Source organism: Micromonospora pisi (assembly GCF_003633685.1).
Lineage (GTDB): Bacteria > Actinomycetota > Actinomycetes > Mycobacteriales > Micromonosporaceae > Micromonospora_G > Micromonospora_G pisi.
This window is the reverse complement of the sequence record NZ_RBKT01000001.1, coordinates 2,620,656-2,643,828: the sequence shown is the minus strand read 5'-3', so window position 1 is coordinate 2,643,828 and position 23,173 is coordinate 2,620,656. Positions and strand designations below refer to the sequence as shown.

Here is a 23,173-nt window from a genome sequence, read left to right as displayed (position 1 = left end):
CTGACCACTCAGGATGGAGCCGTCGGGAAACGTTGTCAGACGTTGGGGGCAGCGAAGACTTCGTCACGCTCCGAGAGGAGCTTGTCCCGGATTCTGCCCGATCGTCAGACATTTGGCTAGTGTGAATGGGTAGATCGTCGCACCAATGACTGAACGAACGGACGATACCTGACCGGCCATGTGGTTCGCGACCCCTTGATCCCGCGAACCGTTCCGACGGCCCCACCCACCCTCGGTCAGGTGGCCCCGCCCTGACCCGTCTCGGTGCCGCCCGTCCCGGGCGTCGGGGGGCGGAGATACATCCGCGACGCGGCGATCTGCGCGGTGATGCCGGAGTTCTCCAACGCCTCGGCGAGCCGGCGGCGCAGTTCCCGCCCCACCGCCAGTTGTCCGTCCGACGTCGTCTTGACCACCGTACGGATCACCGCGCCGTCCACGGTGATCTGCTCGACTCCGAGCACCTCCGGCTCCTCGACGATCTCCGGTGACAGCTCCGGGTCCACCGCCACCGACGCCGCCGCCGTACGCAGCACCGCGGTCGCCTCCTCCGTACCGGCGAAGCCGATCGGCAGGTCGACGATGACCAGGGCCCAGCCCTGGCTCTTGTTCCCCACCCGGACGATCTCGCCGTTGCGGATGTACCAGAGCACCCCGCGCCCGTCCCGGATCGTGGTGATCCGCAGGCCGACCGCCTCCACGATGCCGGTGGCCTCACCGAGGTCGACGGTGTCGCCCACCCCGTACTGGTCTTCGAGGAGCATGAACAACCCGGCGATCAGGTCCTTGACCAGTGTCTGCGCGCCGAAGCCCAGGGCCACGCCGGCGATTCCGGCGCTCGCCAGCAGCGGCGCCAGGTCGAAGCTCAGTTCGCTCAGCACCAGCAGTACGGCGATCCCGAAGACCACCGCCGTGACCAGGCTGCGCAGCACCGAACCGATCGCTTCGGCGCGCTGTCGACGGCGCTCCGGCACGACCATCGCCGGGTCGACGTGCGCGGTGGGAATCCGCTCCCGCAGCGGCTTGAGGATGGTCGGCACCGACCCCTCCGCGGTCGCGCCCACCAGTCGCTTGATGGTCCGGTGCAGCAGGTACCGGGTCAGCATGGCGATCAGGACGATCGCGATGATCCGCAGCGGCTTGATCAGGAGGTAGTAGCTGCCCTCCGCCAACCACGGAGTGTCGGTCCACTTCCACAGCAGGTCGCAGGCGTAGCTGTCCAGGCAGGCCGGGCTGGGGCTGCTCGGACCGGGGCTGCTCGGACTGGGGGAGGGTACGGCGTACGGCAACACGAGATTCACGAGTGCCTTAGTACCTCACGGGTGAGCGTCGCCGTCGGGCGCCCCGCCGCAAGGTGGGCTCACTCCCGCCGGTGCGAACGGCCGGGAACCGGCGGATGCCGCCGGGTTAACCGGACGGAACCGGTCATCGTGCCACGCGACACAAAAGCTTCATGAGGGACCCCGGATTAGTGCGTGCAATCGGGGGTCCTATCGGGGACTATTGGCGCACGGACGCCGGTGATCTGCCGGCGTCGGCCGCGGTCGGTAGCGAACCGCGCCGTCGGTCGGCACAGGCAGATGACAGGGGTGGAGCAAGACACAACCGGGAGGGTGATCGCGATGCCTGACATACGACCCACGGTGGGCTCCGGCTCGTTGGTGCTCAATGCGACGTATGAGCCGCTGTGTGTCGTCTCGGTGCGTCGAGCAGCGATTCTCGTGCTCTCGGCCAAAGCAGTCTGTGTCGCCGACGGCGAGGGGATGCTGCACAGCGCCCGCAACTCGCTGCCGGTTCCCTCGGTGGTACGCCTGACGCGCTTCGTCCGGGTGCCGTACCGCAGCCATGTAGGTCTCTCCCGACGGGCGATCTTCGCCCGGGACAGCTGGCGGTGCGCCTACTGCCGGGGCCCCGCCGAGACCATCGACCATGTCTTCCCGCGCAGCCGTGGCGGTCGACACGCCTGGGAGAACGTCGTCGCGGCGTGCGCCAGGTGCAACCACAGCAAGGGTGACAAGACCCCGGCCGAGATGGGCTGGCGGCTGCACGCGCTACCGGCCCCGCCGAAGGGAACAGCCTGGCGGGTGCTCGGTCACCGGGCACCCGACCCGCGTTGGGCAGACTGGCTCGACCTCCGGGACGCCGAGGCCGCCGCCTGACCCGCCACGCCACCCTGACCCGCCACGCCACCCTGACCACGCGCCGACGCCTGACCCGGGCGAGCGGGGTCATGCCGGGCGGGCGGAGACCAGCGAGGCGAAGACCACCACGTTGTCCGCGTACCCGGTGGTGCCGCCGACCCAGCGGCCACCGCAGGTGATGAGCCGCAGACCGGGCCGGTTGAAGTCGTCGAAGACCTCCTCGGTCGGCAACTGCGACTTGTCGTAACGCCGGACCGAATTGACCTTGAAAACGGCCACCGAACGGTCCGTCCGGGTGACCTCGATCTCGGCGCCGGGCCGGACCTTCGCCAGGTCGTGGAAGACCGCCGGTCCGGTCCGGGTGTCGACGTGGCCGACGATCACGGCCGGGCCGTACTGGCCCGGGGTCGGGCTCTGGTCGTACCAGCCGGCCTCCTGGTAGCGGTCGGGCGGCGGTACGGCGATCGAGCCGTCCGGAGCGATCCCGACCCGGTGCACCCGGGCCCGGACGTCGAGCGAGTCGATCGCGATCGCGGTCGGCGGGCTCTGCTCCATCACCGGAAACTTGCGGGGTGGCGGCTGGCTGCCCGAGCTGAACCCCGGCAGGAAGTTCGTCCCGGTCACGTACTGGACGCCGAAACCGGTGATGATCAGTCCCATCAGCACGATGATGATGGGCACCGGACCAGGACGGCGCGCCGGCTGGCGGACCCGGCGCACACGCGGTGGCGCGACCCGGTAGCCGGGTGGGCGGGCGGTGCCGACCGCCCGCCCCGTACCGGGGCGGGCCGGACCGGCACGCAGCGTGCCGGGAGCGGTGCGGTCGGCGGTGTCCGGGGTGACGATGCTCGCCGCCGACGCCTCCGCGGCGAGCCGGGAGAGCAGGCGCCAGGCCCGGCTCTGCGCCGCCCGGACCGGAGCGAGGCGACCGGCCATCGGCTCGGCCGGCTCAGAGTCGCGTCTCGGGCCGGCGACGCGCGCTCATCAGCCAGAGCCCACCGCCGAGCACGACCACGGCGAGGCCACCGACGAGCACCATCGGGCCGCCGAAGCCGCCCGCCGTGCCGCCACCGCCGGTGGCCGGGCCCTGGGTCGGCTTACTCATGTTGACCACGGTCAGGGTGGTGTGCGCGGTGTTGCCGTTCGGGCAGGTCAGGTTGACGTCGAAGGTGCCCGGCGCCCGGTTGCCCGGAATGGTCACGGCCCCGGTCAGGAAGCCGTTGTTCGGTCGCACGACGACCCGGTTGAACGCCTGCGACTCGACCGTCGCCTGGTTGTTGTTCGCCTGGTCGCAACTTGCCCGGATGTTCACCCGACTGCCCGCCTGGGCGGTATTCGGGGTGACCTCGACGAACGCGTTGGATGACTGCGTCGGCGTCGGTGCCGCTGCCACGGGCGCCGCTGGCGCGCCCAGGGCGACCACACCGGCCGCCGAGACGATTGCCCGACGGACTGCCGTTCGACCCCGCATGACCTCCCCCTTCCGGCCCTCCGGCCGGCTTCGCGCGGTTACTCGCGTCGAGGGAGGTGTTCCCACCCGGACCCGCGAATCACGCCGGATCGCCAAGCCGCTCGTCGGTCGGCGTGGCCGACGACCGTCCGGGGGCGCGGCTCAGGGGCTGACCGGGCCCGGTGCCGCCGGTAGGGGGGTGACCGGGTGCCATTCCAGCGGGGACGAGAGCACCATCGTGCTGGAGGGCTGCCCGTACGGGGCGAGGCGGTCGATTACCTCCTCGAACGCGTCGATCGACCCGGCGGCGACCTTGAGCACACTGCACGCGTCCCCGGTGATCCGGTGTATCTCCAGCACTTCCGGCCAGTCGGCGACCGAGGGGTCGCGCAGGATGCAGTGCGGGCCGTAGCAGGACATCCGGATCAGAGCCACCACGGTCCGTCCCGCCCGGGTCAGGTCCACGTGGGCGTGGTAGCCGGTGACCACCCCGGCCTCCTCCAGCCGGCGGACCCGTTCGGCGACGGCGGGTGGTGAGAGGTGGACCCGGCGGGAGAGCTCGTTGAAGGAGAGCCGGGCGTCGGCCTGTAGCTCGCGTAGCAGCGCCCAGTCCATGCCGTCCACGCCGCACCTTCCCTTCGTGAGGTGTTTCCCGAAAATAGCCGCTGATCAGCAGGTCAGGACGCAAGTATGCCGTTGCTTCGGCATTCCTCGGCGCGGCCTGAGAGCGAGATCATGACGCTACGGCGGTAACGGAAGGGGACAGGCGGATGGAGCACGGGCAGCATGGGTCGGTGATCGCGGCCACCGGTGGGCGCGACCCGGTCGGTGCGACGGGGCGGAACGGGGCCGGTATCCGGCCGGTCACCGCGGACGAGCGCACCGCTCGAGCGGAGGCGAACCAGGGCGAGCCGACGCTGGAGTTCGCGGACCGGACGCCGTACGACGCGTACGTGCACGCCAGCACTCTGCACACGTTGCAGCAGACGCTGAGCAAGGACCCGGGCGAGATGTCGTTCCTGATGGTCAGTCAGATCATGGAGCTGTACTTCGGGCTCACCTGCTTCGAACTGCGGCAGGCGCGTCAGCGGCTCGGTGAGGACGACGTCTGGGCAGCGCTCGGTCCGCTGCGCCGCGCCGCACTGCACCTGGAAGGGCTGAACGCGGCCTGGCGGGGTCTGCGCTGGATGACCCCGGCCGACTTCAACAAGTTCCGCGACCTGCTCGGCGAGGGTTCCGGCTTCCAGTCGGCCATGTACCGCCAGCTCGAGTTCCTGCTCGGGCTGAAGACCCCCTCGCTGATCCGTCCGTTCCGCCGGCAACCAGCCGTGTACGACGCCCTGCTCGACGCCCTGCACGCGCCGAGCCTCTGGGACGAGGTGTTCCGGCTGCTCGCCCGCCGTGGCTTCGACATCCCCACGACGCTGCTCGACCGGGACCTCACCGAGCCGGCCGAGCCGAGCCCCGAGGTGGAGCGCTGCTGGGTCGAGATCTACTCCGACACCGGCCCGGACAACCAGCTGCGTCCACTCGGCGAGGCGCTCTCCGAGATCTCCGAGCAGTTCGGCGACTGGCGTTACCAGCACCTGAAGGCGACCCAACGGACCATGGGCGCGAAGCCGGGCACCGGTGGCTCGGGCGGCGTGGCCTGGTTGCAACGGAGCATGGCCCGTACGGTCTTTCCCGAGCTCTGGTCGGCCCGTACCTCGATGTGAGGCGGCGACCCGTGGGGACCGGAACCGGAACGACACCGAAAGTGGAAGCGAAGATGCCCTTCTCCGAAGAAGAAGCCCACCGTCTCGACGCCGCCGACCCCGGCCAGCGCGACCTGTTCCTGATTCCGCCCGCCGAGGGCGGACGGTACGCCGAGGCCGCCTACCTGGTCGGCAACTCCCTCGGTCTCCAGCCCCGGGCCACCCGGGCGGAACTGCTTGAGGAGTTGGACACCTGGGCCCGGCTGGCGATCGAGGGCCATTTCGAGGGCGCCCGCCCCTGGACCCCGTACGTCGGTCTGCTCACCGAGCCGGCCGCGCGACTGGTCGGCGCCCTCCCGGCGGAGACCGTGGTGATGAACACCCTCACGGTCAACCTGCACCTGCTGATGGTCTCGTTCTACCGCCCGTCCGGCGCCCGGAACCGGATCGTCATCGAGGACACCGCGTTCCCCTCGGACAGCTACGCCGTGCAGAGCCAGGCGCGCTTCCACGGGCTCGACCCGGACCAGGTGGTGGTACGGCTGCGTGCCCGCCCGGGCGAGGAGAACCTGCGCACCGCCGACGTGCTCGACTACCTCGACCGGGAGGGGGAGAACGTCGCGCTGGTGCTGCTCGGCGGGGTCAACTACCTCACCGGCGAGCTGATGGACATTCCCGCGATCACCCGGGCCGGCCGGGCAGCCGGTGCGGTGGTCGGCTGGGACCTCGCCCACGCGGCCGGCAACGTACCGCTGCGACTGCACGACTGGGACGTGGACTTCGCCGCCTGGTGCACGTACAAGTACCTCAACGCCGGGCCGGGTGCGATCGGCGCCGCGTTCGTACATGAGCGGCACCTCGGCGACCACGGGCTGCCCCGGTTCGAGGGCTGGTGGGGCAACGAACCGGCGACCCGGTTCGAGATGACCCCGCAGATCCGGCCACCGGCCACCGCTGACGCCTGGCAGGTCTCCAACCCGCCGATCCTCGCGATGGGGCCGGTGCGCACCTCCCTGGAACTCTTCGACAAGATCGGAATGACCGCGCTCCGCGAACGGAGCGTCCGGCTGACCGCGTACGCCGAGCGGGTGCTCGACGAGGTCGTCGCGACCCGGCCGATGACGCTGCTCACCCCGCGTGACCCGCAGCGGCGCGGAGCCCAGCTCTCGCTGCGGATCGGCCAGGGCAGCGCCGCCGAACTGGCCCGACGACTGCGGTTCGAGCACGGGGTGCTCACCGACTCCCGTGAACCGGACGTCATCCGGGCGGCGCCGGTCCCGCTCTACTCGACGTACCACGACTGCTGGCGGCTGGCCGACGCGCTCGCCCATACGGTCGACGGCTGAGCCGGTTCCCGGGGCGTTTTCGCGTCCCCGCGCGGGCGGTGTCCGGTTGTCCGGTACGGCGACAGCCACCGATGGCGTACCGCCCGCGCCCGGTCCCGGGCAGGTCAATGCGGGGTCGGATCGCCACCCCGAGATACGCGGCGCGTCGCTGCACGATACCGTTGACAAAGTCTGAGTCGGAGCGGACCGGCAGCCTGGCCGCCCACCCTGGGCCGGGTGTCTTGGTCCCTATCACGCCTGGGAGCGTTGAGGTTGTCTGCTACCGAGCAGTGGACGGTTACCGACACCTTGCTGTATTTCGTCGGGATCCCGGCTGCCGTGGTGCTGGTGATCGCCGTGTTGGCGCTCGCCGGTAGCGGCCGGAGTGCCAAGCGGTATCGGCCGGGGCGTCCGTTCGACTTCACACCGGTCTGGTTCCTGTCCGCACCGGAGAATCTGGCCGGTTCCGCCACCGCGGCACTGCGCGGCAGCGGCCGCGCGGCCGAGTTGACCGGTGCGGAGACCGAGACCACGGGTACGCCGAGTCCGGCGGGCACAACTGGAGGCGCAAGTGACCGCTGGTGAGCAGGCCATGATGACGTACAGCCCGGCTGAGCCGGAGCCGGCGGGTCGACCGGACGTGCTCGACGGTCCGTTCTCCACCCGGCAGCTGCTCCGCATCGACGAGGCGTTGCGCCTCGCCGACCAGGGCAGCGGGCTGGTCTTCACGGTCTACGTGGGTGCGCTGGACGAGCCGGTGCGCGAGCACGCCGTACGGCTGCTGGACCAGCTCGCCGACCCGGCCAGGTCGGTGCTGATCGCGGTGTCGCCGAACCAGCGGATGCTGGAGGTGATCACCGGCGCGGAGGCGCGTAAGCGCATTCCGGACCGGGACGCCAAGCTGGCCGCACTCTCCATGGTGGCCGCCTTCGGTGGCGGCGACCTGGCCGGTGGCATCATCAGCGGCCTCGACCAGCTCGCCAGCCGCGCCGGCAAGGCGTAACGAAGGCTCAAAACCCCGGTGGGGGTCATCGGATCACCGATGACCCCCACCGGGGTTTCCGCGTCTCAGGCGGTGGCGGCGTCGCGGGCGCGGGCGTCCAGTGCCCGGACCACCCCGTCACGGCCCTCGGTCACCAGCCGGCGCAGCGGGGCCGGGTGCCCCTCCTGGGCCAGCCACTCGTCGGTGGCGGCGATCGTCTCCGCGCTCACCTGGTAGGACGGGTACGCCAGCATGACGAACTCCTGCGCGGGCTCACTGTCCCGGCTCGCCCACACCCGCCCCAGCGACTCGAAGTACCGGGCGCTGTACGGCGCGGTCAGCTCCGCCTGGGCCGGGTGCTGGAAACCCTGGAGCAGGGCCCGGTTGCGCCAGTTCGGCAGAGCCTCCTCGCCGGTCAGGGCGGCCCAGGTCGCGGCCTTCTCCTGCGACGTCGGGACCAGCGCCCGACTCAGCGCCGCCTCGCGCTCGCCGCTCGCGGTCCGGTCCCCGGCCAGCTCGGCGTCGATCTCGGCGGTCCCGGCGGCACCGTTCGCCACCAGGGCCCGCAGCAGCGTCCAACGCAACTCGGTGTCGATCGCCAGCCCGTCCGGCACATCCACCCCGTCGAGCCAGCCGCGAATCGTGGCCAGCTCCTCGTCCGAGCGGACCGCTGAGGCGTACGCCCGGGTCCAGGCCAGTTGCAGCCCGCTGCCCGGTTCGGCGAGCCGCACCGCGGTACGGGCGGTACGCGCCAGGTCGGCCCAGCCGCTCGTGGCCCAGTCCGGGTCGGCGTACATCGCGAGTGTGCTCGCCGCCTGGCGCAGGGTCTGGGTGACCAGGTTGATGTCGGTCTCGGCGGGAAGCCCGGCCAGTACGAGGGCGACGTAGTCACGGGAGGCCAGTTCGGCGTCCCGGACCATGTCCCAGGCGGCGGCCCAGCAGAGCCCTCGTGCCAGGGAGGACTCGAACGCGCCGACGTGCTGCACCACGGTCGCCATCGACCGCTCGTCGAGACGGAGCTTCGCGTACGTCAGGTCGTCGTCGTTGAGCAGCAGTACGTCCGGCGCCGGCACCCCGGCGAGCTGGGGCAGCTCGGTCGCCTCGCCGGCCACGTCGATCTCGAGCCGGTCCCGCCGGACCAGCCGGCCGTCGCGCAGGTCGTAGAGGCCGACCCCGATCCGGTGCGTACGCAGGGTCGGGTAGTCGGCGGGCGCCTCCTGGCGTACGACGACCCGCTGGTAGTTGCCGTCGGCGTCGATCGTCACCTCCGGCCGCAGCGTGTTCACCTGGGACGTTTCCAGCCACTGGGCGGCGAACTTGCGCAGTTCCCGGCCGGAGGCCGTCTCCAGCTCGGAGAGGAGGTCGTCGAAGGTGGCGTTGCCCCAGGCGTACCGGGCGAAGTACGTGCGCAGGCCGGCCCGGAACGGCTCCTCGCCGACGTACGCGACGAGCTGCTTGAGCACGCTCGCGCCCTTGGCGTACGTGATGCCGTCGAAGTTGACCTCGACCGCCTCCAGGTCCGGCATCTCGCAGTAGACCGGGTGGGTGGAGGAGAGCTGGTCCTGCCGGTAGCCCCAGTTCTTGCGGACGGACAGGAAGGTGGTCCACGCGTCGGTGAACCGGGTGGCGTTCGAGTTGGCCCAGTGGCTGGCCCATTCGGCGAACGACTCGTTGAGCCAGAGGTCGTTCCACCACCGCATGGTGACCAGGTTGCCGAACCACATGTGCGCCAGTTCGTGCAGCACCGTGTTCGACCGCTGCTCGTGTTCGAAGTCGGTGACCTGGGAACGGAAGATGTAGTGCGTCTCGGAGTGGGTGACGCAGCCGAAGTTCTCCATCGCGCCCGCGTTGAAGTCCGGCGCCCAGAGCTGGTCGTACTTCGGCAGCGGGTAGCGGACCCCGAACTGCTCGTGGAAGAAGTCGAATCCCTGCGTGGTGATCAGGTGCAGTTCGTCGGCGTCGAGGTACTGCGCCATGCTGGCCCGGCAGTAGTAGCCCATGCTGATGCCGTCGTGGGTGTAGCGGACCTCGTGGTACGGGCCGGCGCAGAGAGCGGTGATGTAGGTGCTCATGAGGGGCGACTCGGCGAAGTGGACGGTCTTCGTTTCGCCGTTGGTGTCCTCGCTGGTCACCGGCATGTTGGAGATCGCCCGCCAGTGCGCGGGGACGGTGGCGTGCCAGGTGTAGACGCTCTTCAGATCGGGCTGGTCGAAGCAGGCGAAGACGCGCTGCGCGTCGGCCGTCTCGAACTGGCTGTAGAGGTACGTCTCGCCGTCGACCGGGTCGACGCTGCGGTGCAGACCCTGTCCGCTCGCCGAGTAGGCGAAGTCGGCGTCGACCACCAGGGTGTTCTCGCCGACCAGGTCGGTCAGGGTGAGCCCCTTCTCGGCGGACCAGGTGGCGAGGTCGATCGGCCTGCCGTTGAGCGTTGCCGACCGTACCGAGTCGGCGGCGAGCTCGATGAAGGTGCTGGCGCCCGGCTCGGCACAGCGGAACCGGACCTCGGTCACCGAGCGGAAGGTGCGATTGTCGGCGGCCTGGTCACCAGAGGTCAGGTCCAGGCTGATGTCATATCCGGCGACGTCGAGCAGGCGGGCCCGCTCGGTCGCCTCGACCTGAGTAAGGTTGCGCACTCCCGGCACGTTATTTCTCCATCCGCAGCTCGCCCGCTGTCCTCACTGACAGCGAAGATCCACCCCCGGTGGCTCCCAGTCGAGTGTTTCACGTGGGGGAGCGAGCGGGGGTGGTCCAACTCACGGTCTCATCCCAGTGCCGTGCAAGCGTCGTCGGGGTGAAGATTTGTGGGGTTGGATAGGGAAATCGCCGTTCGTTAACAGTGAAGGGAGCCGCCGTGTCCGAGCGCACGAGCGCCACCATGTATTTCGATCCGGCCTGTCCCTGGGCCTGGATGACCTCCCGCTGGTTGCTTGAGGTGGAGCAGGTCCGCCCGGTCGACGTCGAATTCCGGGTGATGAGCCTCTCGGTGTTGAACGAGGGGCGGGAATTATCGGCGGAATACCGCGAATCGATGAAAAAGTCGTGGGGCGCGGTACGGATCTGCATCGCGGTCGAGCAGAAGTACGGGCAGCAGGCGGTCCGTGACATCTACACCGCGCTCGGCACCCGGATCCACCTCCGCAAGGAGGAACGTGGTCAGGAGATGTACGCCGCCGCGCTCACCGACGCCGGTCTGGACCCGGCGCTGGCCGAGGTCGCCGACTCCACCGCGTACGACGAGGCGTTGCGGGCCAGCCACGAGGCCGGCATGCGTCCCGTCGGCACCGACGTCGGCACACCGGTGATCCACACTCCCGGCCCGGTCGACGGGGAGACCGTCGCCTTCTTCGGCCCGGTAGTCACCCCGGCACCGAAGGGTGAGGCGGCCGGCCGCCTCTGGGACGGCGTACTCCTGGTCGCCGCCACCCCCGGCTTCTACGAGCTGAAGCGCTCGCGCACGGTGGGGCCGATCTTCGACTGACGGCTCGGCGTGACCGGGCGGCGGGTGCGCTCGTTGGACCCTGCGTCCGACGCGCCGGTTCCGCCGGCCGCCCGGTCACGACCGACCACCGGAGAGGCCCCGATGCCGAAGCACCACCATGATCTTGAGCAGCCCCGCGCGTTGCCGTCGGAGGTGGTGGCCCGGAACCTGGGTGGCGCCTACTGGTCGGTGGACGACTGCCGGTGGCCGACGCTGCACCCCGGTCTGCCCGAGCACCTCGCCGACCTAGTCGCCCCGCCGATCGTGGTCGGGGCCGCGCCGGTGCCGACCAGCGCGCTGCTGGCGAGCGCGCCGGTGTCCCGTCGCCGGGGCGGGCGGCACCGCCGCCACGCGCCGGCCAACTGACCGCTCCCCGTCGAGCACGCCCAGCGAGTGGACTCGGGTGGGGGATCGACGGCCGGATACGACGACCGCCCGGTAGCGTCACCGGGCATGACGGTCGTACATCCGATCACCCGGGCCTGGATCACCACCGGCGGCACCGGCGCGCAGAACTATGACGAGTTCGCCGACGACGCGGAGATCACCGCGATCATCGAGGCCAACCCGCACAGCGCTCTCGCCATCGAGATGCCGCACCGGGCACCGGAGAGCCTCGGCCGTTCCTTCGCCGAGTCCCTGCCCGACGCCGTGGCCCGGTTGGCCGAGGCGAAGGCCGACGGCAGCTACACCCCGGCGGACCAGGTGGTCGTCCTCTACCGGATCAGCTCACCGGTCGACGAGCCCGGCTACGGGATGTTCGCCCTGGTCGACACCGACCAGATCTCCACCAGCGCGGACGAGCCGGGGCTGGTGATCCGCAACGAGGACGTGTTCATCGCCAAGGTCAGGGAGCGGGTAGCTCTCGCCGACGCGACCGGGCACCTGCTCTCACCCGTACTGCTGCTCCAGACCGGGCGTGGTGACGAGCTGCACGCCGCGCTCGCCGCGGCGACCGACGCGGCCGGGGCGCCCGCCGCGACCGACATCGACCAGGCCGGCCGGACGCACGCGATCTGGCTGCTCGGCCCCGGGCCGGCACAGGACGAGCTGCGCGCGCTCGCCGGCGGCGGCGAACTGGTCGTCGCGGACGGCAACCACCGCAGCCTGGCCGCGCAGACCGGTGGCATACCACGCTTCCTCAGCGTCATCACCACACCGGCGTCGGTGGCGATCCAGCCCTACAACCGGCTGGTGAGCGAGCTGACCAGCACGCCGGAGGAGCTGCTTGACCGGCTCCGGTCGGCCGGGGCCCGGGTCGAACCGGTCAACGGGGCGCCGACCGTGCCGGCACCGGGCGAGCCGGTCCAGCTCTACCTGGCCGGTCGGACGTACGCGGTGACGCTGCCGGGCGGCGACGGCGCGGCGGTGGAGAACCTCGATCACGCCCTGGTCGAGCGGGTGCTGCTGCGGGACGCGCTCGGGCTGGACCCGGGCGACAAGCGGATCACGTACGTGGGGGGCGACTACCCGGCCCGGTGGCTCGCCGGTGAGGTCGACCGGGGTCGGGCGGAGCTCGCCGTGCTGATCGCCCCGGTGACCGTCGACGACTTCGTGGCGGTGAACCTGGCCCGGCAGAAGATGCCCCGCAAGAGCACCTGGTTCACCCCGAAGGCACGCGGTGGCCTGGTGCTGGCGGAGCTGAACGCATGAGCCGGGCCGGTACGGATGTGAGCCGGATCTGGTTGTCGGCGCCTGCGCGTCGCGGCCCCGAAGCGAGCTGAGAGACTGCCTGCCATGCGCGTCTACCTGGGATCCGACCACGCCGGTTACGAGTTGAAGGTGCACCTGGTCAACCACCTGGCCAAGCAGGGCTACGAGGTGGTCGACGTGGGGCCGCACGTGTTCGACCCGGACGACGACTACCCGGTGTTCTGCCTGCACACCGGCGACCACGTGGTCGACGACGTGGAGAGCCTCGGAGTGGTGATCGGCGGCTCGGGCAACGGTGAGCAGATCGCCGCGAACAAGGTCGCCGGGGTCCGGGCGGCACTGGCCTGGAGCGTCGAGACGGCCCAGCTCTCGCGGCAGCACAACGACGCGAACGTGATCGCGGTCGGCGCGCGCCAGCACACCCTGGACGAGGCGACCGCGATCGTGGAGGCGTTCCTGACCACGCCGTTCTCCGGCAACGAGCGGCACGCCCGCCGGATCGCCCAGGTCACCGAGTACGAGGAGACCGGCGCCCTGCCGAGCCTGCCCGCCTGACGCGGTGCCCGGGCGGGGCGGCTCAGCGGCCGCCCGCCCGGTTTCCGCACGAGCGGACCGGGTCGAGGGTGAAGTCGACCGTCGACACCAGGCCGGCCGAGATCCGCAGCCGTCGGCTCTGCGGCTTCCACCCGTCCCGGGCGACGATCACGTCGTACCGCCCCCGGGGCAGCCAGCGGGCGTACCGGCCCTGCTCGTCGGCGCTGAGCGTGTAACCGCTGGTGGGGTCGGTGACCAGGTTGATCTGCACCGTCGCCGGCACCGGGACCGGTGCCCCGGCGCAGGGTCGTCCGAGTACGGTCCCCTGGATCTTGCCCCAGCTCGCCGGGGGCGCGACGTTCATGGTCACCGGGACCGTCGGTGCCGGGTACGGGATGTCCGCCCGGAACGCCACCGTCGAGCCGTACGTGCCGGGCTGGTCGATCCCGTTCACCGCCCCGGCGGTGAGGCTCACGGTCACCGCCCTCGACTCACCCGGTGCCAGCGTGAACGTGGCGGGGGTCAGCGCCAGCCACGGTACGTCGACCGCGTCCTCGCACGCCTCAAGGCCGCCGAGCCGCTCGACCTGCCCGGACGCGGTCCCCTGCTCCGACAGGCCGCCGAGCTTGTACGCGCCGCACGCCCCGGCGCCCCGGTACTGGGCGGAGTCCGAGTTCGGCAGCTCCGACCAGCTCCGGCGGACCGGGTCGAAGGCGATGGTGCGGTTGGTCAGCACGTCCTGGTCGCCCCGGAAACCTCCGTTGATCACCAGTAGTTCGCCGGCGGCGGCGTACTGGGCACCCCAGAGCGGGACCGGCGGCGCGGGTAGTGGGCTCCAGGCGTCGGTGGCCGGGTCGTACACGTAGGCGTCGTTGACCTGATCGTCCCCGGACCCGCCGGCGCAGTAGACCCGGCCGTCGATGCCGCCGCAGGAGGCCCAGGAGACGTCGCGGGGGTAGCTCGCGCCGGTGCTGAACCGCAGTGTGCCCAGGTCCAGGACGACCAGGTCGGCGGAGGGCGCGCACTCGGTGTCCACGCAGCCACCGACCAGGTAGAGCTTGCCGCCGACCACGGCGGTCCCGGCCGCCGCGCGCGGCGCCGGGTTCACCACCCCGGCCAACGTCTGCCAGGCGCCGCCGGCGGCGAGGTCGTAACCGACGACGCTGGGCAGCGGCGGGGCGTTCCAGTCGTCCTCGTCCTCCGCCCAGCCGCCGACCACGTAGATCTTGTCGTTCGCGATCGCCATCGACGGTTTGGCACGTCCGCCGGGCAGGTCCGGCAACCGGGCCCAGTTGTCGGTGGCCGGGTCGTAGACCGAGGCGTGGTGCGCGTTGCCCTCCCCGAGGCCGCCGCCGGCGGTGTAGACCCGGCCGCCCCAGGTCGCGGCCGCGTTGTCGTATCCGGGGGAGGGGAGGTCGGCGACGGGCGACCAGCCCTGTGCGGCCGACGGGTACCGGGTGGTGCCCCTCGCCGCCGCCGACAACGCCCCGGCGGGCGCGGTGCCGGCCGACAGCGGTGCACCGGCCGAGACCGGGTCCCCCCGGTACGGGGAGGTGCCGAGCGCCGGGCGGGACGCACCGGCCCGGGAAGCGGTGCCGGTGCCGGTGCCGGTGCCGGTGACCTTCCGCTCCACCAGCGGGGCACCGGGCCGGGAGAGCGGGCCGAACGAGGCGGGGCGTTCCAGCGCCTCGACCTCGGCCGGGGCGCTCCCGGTGTTGGTGAGGGTGACCGTGGCGGTACGGGTGCTGCCGTACGGCTGGTGCGTCAGCACGCTGGGCGGGTCGACCGTCAACCGGCCGGCCTGCAGCGCGAAGTCGGCCCGCTTGACGCTGTCCCCGGCCACCACCACCGCTGTCGACGAGGTGGCGTACCCGGACCGCCCGGCCTGGAACTGGAGGCTGCCGACCCGGTTGGAGAAGAGCGAGTAGAAGCCGTCGGGCAGGTTCGGATCGTCCGGCGTCGCCGCCGACAGCCCGTACGGTTGCCCGGTCGCCTGGTCCGCGCGGACCACCCTGACCCCGGTCAGCGGGGCCGAGGTGTTCTGGTCCGTGGTGAAGCCGACGACCAGGCCGCCCGGCACGGTGACGCAGCCGCCGTCGGCGTTGGCGTACCCGGGGGCGAGGCAGTCCGCTCCGACCGGCACCGCGATGTTCGTGGTCTTGTCCGTGGCACCGAGCTTCAACGTGGTGGTCACCGGCGGGTAGCCGGGGTAGCGGGCGGTCGTGGTGATCCGGTACGTGGTGCTGCCCGGCACGGCGAAACGGAACCGGCCGGAGACCGGGTCGGTGAAGACCGGGCCACCGGGGCGGCCGGGGACCTCGATCGCGGCGTAGAGCGGCCAGCGGTGGCCGGAGCCGTCGCTGACCCGTCCGGAGACCGTCACGGTCGGCGCCGCCACCAGGGCGAAGTTCCGGGTGACCGAACCATCCTCGGGCACCTCGACGGTCGCGGTCTGGGCGACGAAGCCGTAGCCGGCGGCGGTGACCGTCTGCCGGCCGGCCGGCAGCACCAGCGAGTAGCGGCCGTCGTCGCCGGTGCTGACCGCACGCCCGGCGGCGCTGACCCGGGCACCGGGGACCGGGTCGCCACCGGCCGCGGTGGTCACCGTGCCGGTCACGGTGCCGACCGGCCCACGCGGGGCGGCCTTGACCGCCTGGTACGCGTTGAGCCGGCCCTCGCCGAACGTGTTGTTGTCGTCCACTGTGCCGCCGCACTCGACCGCGTCGACGTCGGCGGCGGTGCCGTCGAGCAGTGCCTCGGTCGCGGCCAGGTCCCCGCGCAACGTCGGCGCCGCCGACCAGAGCAGCGCCACCGTGCCGGCGACGTGCGGTGCCGCCATCGACGTGCCGCTGAGGAAGTCGTACGAGTGCCCCGGCACGCTGGAACGGATCGCCACCCCCGGGGCGGCGATGTTCGGTTTGATCCCGCCGTCGACCGAGGAGGCGCCCCGGCTGGAGAAGCCGGCGATGACGTTGTCGCTGTCGTACGCACCGGCGGCGTAGGAGTGCGGGTAGTCGCCGGGGGAGCCGGCGGTGCCACACTCCGGACCGGTGTTGCCGGTGGAGAAGTTCGGGAAGATGCCGACCGCCCGCCAGGCGTCCACGGTGTCGGCGTACCAGCGGTCGCCGGTGCCACCGCCCCACGAGTTGTTGACGATGTCGGCGTGCAGGTCGGGGCGGGGGTTGTGGCCGTCGAGGTCGGTCGGGGCGAGCACCCACTGGCCGGCGGCGAGCAGTGCCGCGTCGGAGCAACTACTGGACTCGCAGCCCTTGGCGGCGATCCACCGGGCGCCGGGCGCGACCCCGATCCGGTTCTCCGGGCCGTCGCTGCCGACCATGGTGCCCATGGTGTGGGTGCCGTGTGAGTCGTTGTCGCAGGGGACGGCGTCCGGGCAGACGCCGGACGGGTCGTACCAGTTGTAGTTGTGGTCGAAGGTGCCGTTGCCCTGGTTGCCCCGGTAGCCGGCGACCAGCGCGGGGTGGTCGTACTCGACTCCGGTGTCGATGTTCGCGACGACCACTGTCTCCCCGCGTACGTGCAGTTCGTCCCAGACCCGGGGTGCCTCGATGTTGAGCAGGCCCCACTCGGCCTCGGCCACCTCGGCCCGCTCGACCGGCTTCGGTTCGACCAGCGGGTAGCTGCGCGACGGCACGATCCGTTCCACCTCGGGGCGGGCCGCGATCGCGTCGACCAGGGCCTGGTCGCCTTCCACCCGTACGGCATTGCTGATCCAGTACGCCGTGTGCCGCGCTTTTCTCGTGGTCAGCTCGGCTACCAGCCCCCGCTGGGTACGGAGCGCGGTCTCGGTGAGCCGACGGTGGATCTCGACGGCGCGAGCGTTCGAGTCGCCCCGTCGGGCCGAGCCGGTCAGGTCGGCCCGTTCCCGCAGGTAGACGAGGAAGTTGGCGGTGGCCCCGGAACGTACGGCGGCTCTCACCTCGGGGCTGACCGGTGCCGTGCTCCGGGTGCCGGCGGTGGCTGTCGCTGGCGCCAGGGCTACCGCGAGTACGAGAACGAGCATCACGGCGAGTGATTGCCGTCGCCGGCCCCGGTTGTTGCCGACATGTTCTCGTGGATCCGACATCCGTTGCCCCCTACCTGCGATTCCGCGCCCGGCGCCGGACTGTCCGGCGGGGGCGGGCTGGGGACATCGCGCTCTGCGGAACGTACGGGTCGGATTTACGCAGAGTTATCGCGGTGTCAGCAACACAAGTGACCGATCCACGACAAAGAGACCGGACACCTCCCGGACGCGCGACGGGGAGGTCCCGAACGGGCCGGGTGCTCCGGACGGGGCGGTCAGCGGCCGTTGCGGGGCAGATCCTCGCGGGGCACCCAGTTGCGGCGGATCACCACCACCCGCTGTTCGGCTTCGGCCAGGTCGGCCTCGGTCGGGCGGGACGCGTCCCGCGCCCGCATCGCCGCGCTGACGCCGACCTGGGAGGCGCCCGATCCGATCAGGCCGCGCAGGCCGCGTTCACTGTCCCGGTCGTCGGATCCGTTGCCGTGCCCGGCACCGTTGCCGCCCCGGTGTCCGCCGCCACCACTGCTTTCGCCCCGGTGTCGGTCGGGGCCGGGCGAGCGACGTGGCGGGTCGGGCTCGACAACCGGATCGTGCACCTCGGAGGTGCTCGCCGACCGCCCCTGCGGAGTCCCGTCGTCGGTGCTGCCGTCTGGGCCGGCGGTGGATCCGTGCCGGTGCCGCCGCCGACGACGCTCAGGATCAGCCATGTGCCGACGGTACCCGCCCCCCGGTCGACCAGAGGTGGGCAACCTTCGTCGGTCTGTCGATCGATGCCCGATTCCGTCATCGGTCGATGCCGGCGGGGCGGACGGTTTGTGTTCTGGTTACCCTCGAATCGGGACGGGTCACCGGCCCGATGGGGGAGGACAGGAACAGATGTCAGACCAGACGCAGCCGTGGGCCGACCAGACCACGCAGCCGTGGGCAGAGCGGACCGTCGAGGTGCCGCCACAGCGGGACGGCTTCCAACGCGGGGTGGCCTCGGTCAGCCCACGGGCACCCCGGAGCGAGCGGAGCACCGAGTCCTTCCCCGTCGCCCCACACGAGGAGACCGGGACCGGCTGGCCGATCGAGGACGAGCCACGGGAGCGGATGCCGCTCGCGTACCACCTGCGGCAACTGCGCAAGGGCAGCCACTGGAGCACCCTCGGCGGCCTCTTCGCCTTTGTCTGCTGGGGCATCTGGGCGATCTCGGCCCGGGGCGACTTCACCAGTCCGGTGGTGGCCTTCCTGCTCACCCTGCTGGTGGCGATCGGTCTTTTCGCCCTGGCCCGGCTGCTCGGCCGGGTCGTGCTGGAACGGCAACTGGGCCGCGTACGACGCAGCGCCCGAGGCGCACACCTGGTCGCCGGAATCTTCCTGGCCGGTGTCGGAGTGGCCTATCTGCGGCAGACCGAGTGGGTGGTGAACGCCTGGAACTGGATCGCCGGCACCTGATCGCGGAGACCTGACCCCGGGCTCCGAGGCGGCGATTCAGGAGCGTATGACGACCTCGGCCTCGATCTCCACCGGGAGGCCGAACGGCAACTCGGCCATGCCCACCGCGCTGCGCGCGTGCGCGCCGACCTCCGGGCCGAACACCTCCAGGATCAGGTCGGAACAGCCGTTGATGACGGCGGGCTGCTGGTCGAAGTCCGGAACGCCGCGGACCATGCCGAAGATCCGTACCCAGGCCTGGATCCGGTCGAGGTCGCCGAGGGCGCGATGCAGGCTGCCGAGCATCGACAGCGCGGTCAGCCGGGCCGACTCGTAACCGTCGGCGATGTCGAGGTCCAGCCCCACCCGGCCGAGTCGCCCCCCGATCGAACCGTCCGGATTCTGTGGCCCGTGCCCGGAGATCACGGCACGGTCGCCGAAGAGCCGGACCGACTCGAACGGCAGCCGCACTCCCGGCGGTGGTCGCAGGGCCGGCGGCAGGCTGAGCCCCAACGATTCGAGCCTGCGCTGTACGTCGCCCATGTCGCCCCGTTCCCTCGCCGTCACGCAGCCGTCGCCCCGAACCTACTCCCGCCCCCTGGTCCGGCGGGTTCGGGCCGTTGCCGTCGTGGTGCTGGCCGAACAGACGCACGCGTGTCCAACTTTCGACAGGCCAGCAACCAATCGAGGGTGTCGATCGTCATATATATGCCTGAGTTTTAGGTCAGCCGGGGGGCGACGACCGTCCGGTCCGTGCGCTCTCCGGAGGTCGAGACCAGTGGCTCTGCTCAGCATGATCATCCCGGTCTACCGGGTCGAGGAGTACCTGGCCCGCTGTCTGGACTCGATCCTGCGGCAACCCTTCGCCGACTTCGAGGTGATCGCCGTCGACGACGCCTCGGACGACGGCTGTGCCGACATCCTGGCCCGGTACGCGGCGACCGACCCCCGCCTGCACGTGGTGACCCTGGACCGGAACCGGGGGCTGGGCCAGGCGCGCAATGCCGGCCTGGCCCGTGCGACCGGCACCTACGTCTGGTTCGTCGACAGCGACGACTGGCTGCCCGACGGCACCCTGGGCGCCGTCGCCGACCGGCTGGCCGACACCCGACCCGATCTGCTCGTGACCGGGTTCAGCCGGATCTACTGGGACGGCCGGGTCCGGATCGAGTCGGTGTCCCGGGTGGTCGGACCGCCCGGCGCGCCGCAGGTCTTCACCCTGGCGGACCGCCCCGCGCTCCTCTCCGTACTGCACATCGCCTGTAACAAGATCGTCCGACGGCGGTTCCTCACCGAACTCGGCCTCTGCTTCGGCGACGGCTGGTACGAGGACGTGTCGTTCAGCTTCCCGCTGATGTTGGCGGCGGAGCGGATCAGTCTGCTGGACCGGGACTGCTACGCCTACCGGCAGCGCCGTACCGGCGCGATCACGCACACGGTCAGCGATCGACACTTCGAACTTTTTCCGCACTGGGACCGGGTCTTCGCCTTCATGGCCGCCCGTCCGGAGATCCGGGACGGGTTGCGTGGACTGGTCTTCCAGCGGATGGTCTGGCACTTCCTCCAGGTGCTCGGGCACGCCCAGCGGGTGCCGGCGGCACGGCGCCGGGAGTTCTTCGCCGCCATGGTCGACCGGTTCCGCCGGTACCGGCCGGTCGCCGGCTACCAGGTTCCGTCGGGTGCCGCCGGGGTCAAGCACCGGCTCATCGCCACCGGGGCGTACCGCCTGTTCGAGGCGCTGCGCCGGGCGAACCGGGTCGGTGGCGTGCTCACCCGGCGGCAACGTACGCGGGTCCGCTCCCGGGCCCGGTCGCACCCGGCGGCATCGGTTTCGGCGGCGGCGCCGACCGCGGTCTGGCCGGCCGACGAAGTGATCATTCCGGGTGAGGTACGGGACCGGGTGCGCTGACCCGTGCCGCCCGGCGGGGTGGCAACCCGTGCTCGCCGAGCGGACCCACCCGCCACCCGCGCCGGGCGCACTCGTCCAGCAGGTACGGCAGCGCGGCCAGGCTCGACCGCCAGGCGCCCGGTGCGGAGGCGCAGTCGGAGTCGTGCAGCAGGATGGTGCCGCCCCCGGCGAGCCCGGTCCGGAGTGTGGCGAGCACCGACGCCGGGGTGGCGGTACGCGTCCAGTCCCGCCCCCAGCAGGTCCAGAGCACCGGGCTCAGCGCCAGCCGTCTCGCCGCGAGCAGGGCCGACGCGCTCAACACCCCGTAGGGCGGCCGGTAGAAGCGTGGCGTCTGGCCGGTCGTCTCCCGTACCAGGTCCCGGGTCCGGGCCAGGTCATGATGGGTCGCGTACGGGCCGCGCAGCAGCAGGTTCCGGTGCGCCCAACCGTGTACGGCCACCTCGTGCCCGGCCGCGGCGAGGTCCCGCCCCACCGAGGGCGCGTCGGCGAGGGTCGAGCCGAGCAGGAAGAACGTCGCCCGTACCTGGTGTGCGGCGAGCGCTTCGGCGAACCGGGGCGTGGAGGCCGGGTCCGGCCCGTCGTCGAAGGTCAGCGCCACGTGGTCGGTCGTACCGAATCCGCTGAGCCGGGGAAAGAGTCGCAGCCGGACCCGGGGCAGCACGGTCACCGCGGGGACGGCGTTCGCCACGGCGGTGCCGAGCGTGGCCATCAGGGCGGCCCGTCGACCGGGGCGGCGGGTCGGGTCGCTCATCGGGTCGGCCCGCCGGGCCCGGGGGTGGCTCCGGGCCCGGAGTCGACCGGTGCCGGGCGCACCGCCGGGAGGCCCCGTATCCGGATTGTCGCCCTCCACCACGTCACGCCGCCTGTTACCCGGTCCGCGTGGGGTCATTCCTCGTCGCCGCGAGTTCTCCGGTACGGGTCGTCCTCTCTCCGGTACCCCGGACCGGCTTAACGAAAATGAGTACCGTTATCGTATGGCGGTTGGAAGGAGGCCCCGATGGCCGTACCCAAGCGCCGTACCTCGCGCGCTAACACCAGGCACCGTCGCGCCCAGTGGAAGGCGAGCCCGCCCACCCTGGTCACCTGCCCGTGCCCCCGGCAGGAGAAGGTGCTGCCGCACCGGGCCTGCGCCCACTGCGGTCTCTACAAGGGTCGTCAGGTGGTGGGGGAGGGATGACGCTCCCGTCGCGGCTGCCGGTGACCGTGCTCTCCGGATTCCTCGGCGCGGGCAAGACCAGCCTGCTCAACCACGTACTCGGCAACCGGGACGGGCTCCGGGTCGCGGTGATCGTCAACGACATGAGCGAGGTGAACATCGACGCCGCGCTGGTCCGGGAGGGCGGCGCACTCTCCCGGACCGAGGAACGCCTGGTCGAACTGACCAACGGCTGCATCTGCTGCACGCTCCGGGACGACCTGCTCGAGGAGGTGGCCCGGCTGGCCCGGCAGGGCCGGTTCGACTACCTGCTGATCGAGTCCAGCGGCATCTCCGAACCGATGCCGGTCGCCGCCACCTTCGCCTTCGGCATCGATACCGGACCCGCGCCGGCCGACACCGCCGCGCCCACCGCGCCCACCGAAAGCGCCGCGAGCGCCGATCGGCAGCACGGCGGCTGGGTGCTCGACGACCTGGCCCGGCTCGACACCATGGTCACCGTCGTGGACGTGGCCCAACTGATCGCCCAGATCGACGCGGGCGAGTCGTTGGAGGAGCGTGGGCTGGCCGCGTACGACGAGGATGACCGGACCATCGCCGATCTGCTGGTCGACCAGATCGAGTTCGCCGACGTACTCGTGGTCAACAAAACCGACCTGGTCGAGCCGGCCGAACTCGCCACCGTCGAGGCCCTGCTCACCCGCCTCAACCCCGGCGCCCGGCAGGTGCGCGCCACGCACGGGCGGGTCGCGCTGCCGGAGGTGCTGCACACCGGACGCTTCGACCTCGAGCGGGCCGAGACCGCGCCCGGCTGGGTCGCCGAGCTGAACGGCACGCACATCCCGGAGACCATCGAGTACGGCATCAGCAGCACCGTCTTCCGGGCGGCCGCCCCGTTCCACCCGCAGCGGCTCTGGGACCTGTTCACCGGCGGCGGACTCGCCGCGTACGGCGTACTGCGCTCGAAGGGGTTCCTCTGGCTGGCCAGCCGTCCCGGCGTACAGGCGCTCTGGTCCCAGGCCGGGCCCGCCGGCCGGTGTGACCCGGTCGGGGTGCCGGTGGTCGTCTCCGGTGAGTGGCCGGACGACCCGGCGGAGCGGGCCGAGCTGACCGCGCGCTGGCACCCGGTCTTCGGCGACCGCCAGCAGGAACTGGTCTTCATCGGCGTGGACCTGGCGGTCGAGCCGCTACGGGCCGCGTTGGCGGGTTGCCTGCTCGGCGAGCGGGAGTTGGCGATCGGGGAGCGGGCCTGGCCGACGCTGCCCGACCCCTTCCCCGAGTGGGACCTCGCCGACGTCGACAACCACCCCTGACCCACCCGCTCCCACCCACCCCCGGATCCCGCCCCGTCGATCATGAAGTTGGCGCAGAATTCCCGCTGCCGGGGCGCGCCAACTTCATGATCAACGAGGTG

The 23,173-nt window shown here is 71.5% G+C and carries 21 protein-coding genes and 1 pseudogene; 13 read left to right on the top strand and 9 right to left on the bottom strand.

What is annotated here, in order from left to right:
• Positions 1 to 236: 236 nt before the first annotated feature.
• Positions 237 to 1,289: a mechanosensitive ion channel family protein gene (locus BDK92_RS10720; protein WP_121161943.1), complete on the bottom strand. Its 1,053-nt coding sequence runs from the start codon at positions 1,287 to 1,289 to the stop codon at positions 237 to 239.
• 330 nt (positions 1,290 to 1,619) lie between these two features.
• On the opposite strand from BDK92_RS10720, the gene BDK92_RS10715 reads away from it, so the two are divergent.
• On the top strand, positions 1,620 to 2,156 hold the full coding sequence (locus BDK92_RS10715; RefSeq protein ID WP_121161941.1) for an HNH endonuclease: 537 nt from the start codon (positions 1,620 to 1,622) through the stop codon (positions 2,154 to 2,156).
• A gap of 69 nt (positions 2,157 to 2,225) precedes the next feature.
• On the opposite strand, the gene BDK92_RS10710 is transcribed toward BDK92_RS10715, so the two are convergent.
• The 3 genes from BDK92_RS10710 to BDK92_RS10700 form a co-directional block, all read right to left on the bottom strand.
• The gene (locus tag BDK92_RS10710; protein ID WP_121156579.1) at positions 2,226 to 3,074 is read right to left on the bottom strand and encodes a class F sortase; all 849 of its coding nucleotides are present in this window, start codon (positions 3,072 to 3,074) and stop codon (positions 2,226 to 2,228) included.
• A gap of 13 nt (positions 3,075 to 3,087) precedes the next feature.
• The gene (locus tag BDK92_RS10705) at positions 3,088 to 3,609 is read right to left on the bottom strand and encodes a hypothetical protein (RefSeq protein ID WP_121156578.1); all 522 of its coding nucleotides are present in this window, start codon (positions 3,607 to 3,609) and stop codon (positions 3,088 to 3,090) included.
• 141 nt (positions 3,610 to 3,750) lie between these two features.
• Positions 3,751 to 4,212, bottom strand: a complete 462-nt coding sequence (locus tag BDK92_RS10700) for an Lrp/AsnC family transcriptional regulator (protein ID WP_121156577.1) — start codon at positions 4,210 to 4,212, stop codon at positions 3,751 to 3,753.
• A gap of 146 nt (positions 4,213 to 4,358) precedes the next feature.
• Here BDK92_RS10700 and BDK92_RS10695 point away from each other — a divergent pair, with 146 nt between their 5' ends.
• The 4 genes from BDK92_RS10695 to BDK92_RS10680 all read left to right on the top strand — a co-directional run bounded on the left by BDK92_RS10695 (position 4,359) and on the right by BDK92_RS10680 (position 7,610).
• Complete coding sequence (locus BDK92_RS10695; RefSeq protein ID WP_121156576.1) at positions 4,359 to 5,303, top strand: tryptophan 2,3-dioxygenase; 945 nt, start codon at positions 4,359 to 4,361, stop codon at positions 5,301 to 5,303.
• A gap of 53 nt (positions 5,304 to 5,356) precedes the next feature.
• Entirely contained in the window at positions 5,357 to 6,628 is a 1,272-nt protein-coding gene (gene kynU / locus BDK92_RS10690; RefSeq protein WP_121156575.1) for a kynureninase, read from the top strand.
• A gap of 252 nt (positions 6,629 to 6,880) precedes the next feature.
• Entirely contained in the window at positions 6,881 to 7,192 is a 312-nt protein-coding gene (ctaJ, locus tag BDK92_RS10685; RefSeq protein WP_484198485.1) for an aa3-type cytochrome oxidase subunit CtaJ, read from the top strand.
• Positions 7,193 to 7,199: 7 nt separating this feature from the next.
• Positions 7,200 to 7,610, top strand: a complete 411-nt coding sequence (locus tag BDK92_RS10680) for a DUF5130 family protein (protein ID WP_121161939.1) — start codon at positions 7,200 to 7,202, stop codon at positions 7,608 to 7,610.
• Positions 7,611 to 7,675: 65 nt separating this feature from the next.
• Here the strand turns inward: BDK92_RS10680 and pepN are convergent, their stop codons facing one another.
• Positions 7,676 to 10,222: an aminopeptidase N gene (gene pepN / locus BDK92_RS10675; RefSeq protein ID WP_121156573.1), complete on the bottom strand. Its 2,547-nt coding sequence runs from the start codon at positions 10,220 to 10,222 to the stop codon at positions 7,676 to 7,678.
• 218 nt (positions 10,223 to 10,440) lie between these two features.
• On the opposite strand from pepN, the gene BDK92_RS10670 reads away from it, so the two are divergent.
• The 4 genes from BDK92_RS10670 to BDK92_RS10655 all read left to right on the top strand — a co-directional run bounded on the left by BDK92_RS10670 (position 10,441) and on the right by BDK92_RS10655 (position 13,275).
• Positions 10,441 to 11,067, top strand: a complete 627-nt coding sequence (locus BDK92_RS10670) for a mycothiol-dependent nitroreductase Rv2466c family protein (protein WP_121156572.1) — start codon at positions 10,441 to 10,443, stop codon at positions 11,065 to 11,067.
• Between the two features lie 102 nt (positions 11,068 to 11,169).
• Positions 11,170 to 11,433: a hypothetical protein gene (locus tag BDK92_RS10665; protein WP_147456954.1), complete on the top strand. Its 264-nt coding sequence runs from the start codon at positions 11,170 to 11,172 to the stop codon at positions 11,431 to 11,433.
• An 87-nt stretch (positions 11,434 to 11,520) separates the two neighbouring features.
• Positions 11,521 to 12,720, top strand: a complete 1,200-nt coding sequence (locus BDK92_RS10660; protein ID WP_121156570.1) for a DUF1015 family protein — start codon at positions 11,521 to 11,523, stop codon at positions 12,718 to 12,720.
• An 84-nt stretch (positions 12,721 to 12,804) separates the two neighbouring features.
• Entirely contained in the window at positions 12,805 to 13,275 is a 471-nt protein-coding gene (locus BDK92_RS10655) for a ribose-5-phosphate isomerase (protein WP_121156569.1), read from the top strand.
• Positions 13,276 to 13,351: 76 nt separating this feature from the next.
• Here the strand turns inward: BDK92_RS10655 and BDK92_RS10650 are convergent.
• Together BDK92_RS10650 and BDK92_RS10645 are read right to left on the bottom strand one after the other, a co-directional pair.
• A pseudogene (locus tag BDK92_RS10650) lies at positions 13,352 to 17,275 on the bottom strand (S8 family serine peptidase); the annotation flags it as partial.
• Between the two features lie 278 nt (positions 17,276 to 17,553).
• Positions 17,554 to 17,985, bottom strand: a complete 432-nt coding sequence (locus tag BDK92_RS10645; protein WP_121156568.1) for a hypothetical protein — start codon at positions 17,983 to 17,985, stop codon at positions 17,554 to 17,556.
• Positions 17,986 to 18,154: 169 nt separating this feature from the next.
• Here BDK92_RS10645 and BDK92_RS10640 point away from each other — a divergent pair, with 169 nt between their 5' ends.
• Positions 18,155 to 18,715 (top strand): hypothetical protein, encoded by a 561-nt coding sequence (locus BDK92_RS10640; RefSeq protein WP_121156567.1) that lies wholly within the window; start codon positions 18,155 to 18,157, stop codon positions 18,713 to 18,715.
• 36 nt (positions 18,716 to 18,751) lie between these two features.
• Here the strand turns inward: BDK92_RS10640 and BDK92_RS10635 are convergent, their stop codons facing one another.
• Complete coding sequence (locus BDK92_RS10635) at positions 18,752 to 19,237, bottom strand: RidA family protein (protein ID WP_121156566.1); 486 nt, start codon at positions 19,235 to 19,237, stop codon at positions 18,752 to 18,754.
• 235 nt (positions 19,238 to 19,472) lie between these two features.
• Here BDK92_RS10635 and BDK92_RS10630 point away from each other — a divergent pair, with 235 nt between their 5' ends.
• Positions 19,473 to 20,603, top strand: coding sequence for a glycosyltransferase family 2 protein (locus BDK92_RS10630; RefSeq protein WP_170208543.1), 1,131 nt, complete (start codon positions 19,473 to 19,475; stop codon positions 20,601 to 20,603).
• Here BDK92_RS10630 and BDK92_RS10625 read toward each other — a convergent pair.
• Entirely contained in the window at positions 20,569 to 21,354 is a 786-nt protein-coding gene (locus BDK92_RS10625; protein ID WP_121156564.1) for a polysaccharide deacetylase family protein, read from the bottom strand. The two genes, BDK92_RS10630 and BDK92_RS10625, sit on opposite strands and share 35 nt — an antisense overlap.
• Positions 21,355 to 21,600: 246 nt before the next feature.
• Here BDK92_RS10625 and rpmF point away from each other — a divergent pair, with 246 nt between their 5' ends.
• Both rpmF and BDK92_RS10615 read left to right on the top strand, forming a co-directional pair.
• Positions 21,601 to 21,780 (top strand): 50S ribosomal protein L32, encoded by a 180-nt coding sequence (gene rpmF, locus BDK92_RS10620; RefSeq protein WP_121156563.1) that lies wholly within the window; start codon positions 21,601 to 21,603, stop codon positions 21,778 to 21,780.
• On the top strand, positions 21,777 to 23,072 hold the full coding sequence (locus tag BDK92_RS10615) for a GTP-binding protein (protein ID WP_121156562.1): 1,296 nt from the start codon (positions 21,777 to 21,779) through the stop codon (positions 23,070 to 23,072). The genes rpmF and BDK92_RS10615 overlap by 4 nt, the downstream gene beginning before the upstream one ends.
• Positions 23,073 to 23,173: the final 101 nt, after the last annotated feature.

Coding starts and splice junctions, on each gene's coding strand:
- BDK92_RS10640 (WP_121156567.1), top strand. CDS start 18,155: ATGTCAGACCAGACGCAGCCGTGGGCCGACCAGACCACGCAGCCGTGG.
- BDK92_RS10655 (WP_121156569.1), top strand. CDS start 12,805: ATGCGCGTCTACCTGGGATCCGACCACGCCGGTTACGAGTTGAAGGTG.
- BDK92_RS10615 (WP_121156562.1), top strand. CDS start 21,777: ATGACGCTCCCGTCGCGGCTGCCGGTGACCGTGCTCTCCGGATTCCTC.
- BDK92_RS10680 (WP_121161939.1), top strand. CDS start 7,200: ATGATGACGTACAGCCCGGCTGAGCCGGAGCCGGCGGGTCGACCGGAC.
- BDK92_RS10665 (WP_147456954.1), top strand. CDS start 11,170: ATGCCGAAGCACCACCATGATCTTGAGCAGCCCCGCGCGTTGCCGTCG.
- BDK92_RS10695 (WP_121156576.1), top strand. CDS start 4,359: ATGGAGCACGGGCAGCATGGGTCGGTGATCGCGGCCACCGGTGGGCGC.
- BDK92_RS10715 (WP_121161941.1), top strand. CDS start 1,620: ATGCCTGACATACGACCCACGGTGGGCTCCGGCTCGTTGGTGCTCAAT.
- BDK92_RS10705 (WP_121156578.1), bottom strand. CDS start 3,609: ATGCGGGGTCGAACGGCAGTCCGTCGGGCAATCGTCTCGGCGGCCGGT.
- BDK92_RS10710 (WP_121156579.1), bottom strand. CDS start 3,074: ATGGCCGGTCGCCTCGCTCCGGTCCGGGCGGCGCAGAGCCGGGCCTGG.
- BDK92_RS10625 (WP_121156564.1), bottom strand. CDS start 21,354: ATGAGCGACCCGACCCGCCGCCCCGGTCGACGGGCCGCCCTGATGGCC.
- rpmF (WP_121156563.1), top strand. CDS start 21,601: ATGGCCGTACCCAAGCGCCGTACCTCGCGCGCTAACACCAGGCACCGT.
- kynU (WP_121156575.1), top strand. CDS start 5,357: ATGCCCTTCTCCGAAGAAGAAGCCCACCGTCTCGACGCCGCCGACCCC.
- BDK92_RS10635 (WP_121156566.1), bottom strand. CDS start 19,237: ATGGGCGACGTACAGCGCAGGCTCGAATCGTTGGGGCTCAGCCTGCCG.
- BDK92_RS10660 (WP_121156570.1), top strand. CDS start 11,521: ATGACGGTCGTACATCCGATCACCCGGGCCTGGATCACCACCGGCGGC.
- BDK92_RS10645 (WP_121156568.1), bottom strand. CDS start 17,985: ATGGCTGATCCTGAGCGTCGTCGGCGGCGGCACCGGCACGGATCCACC.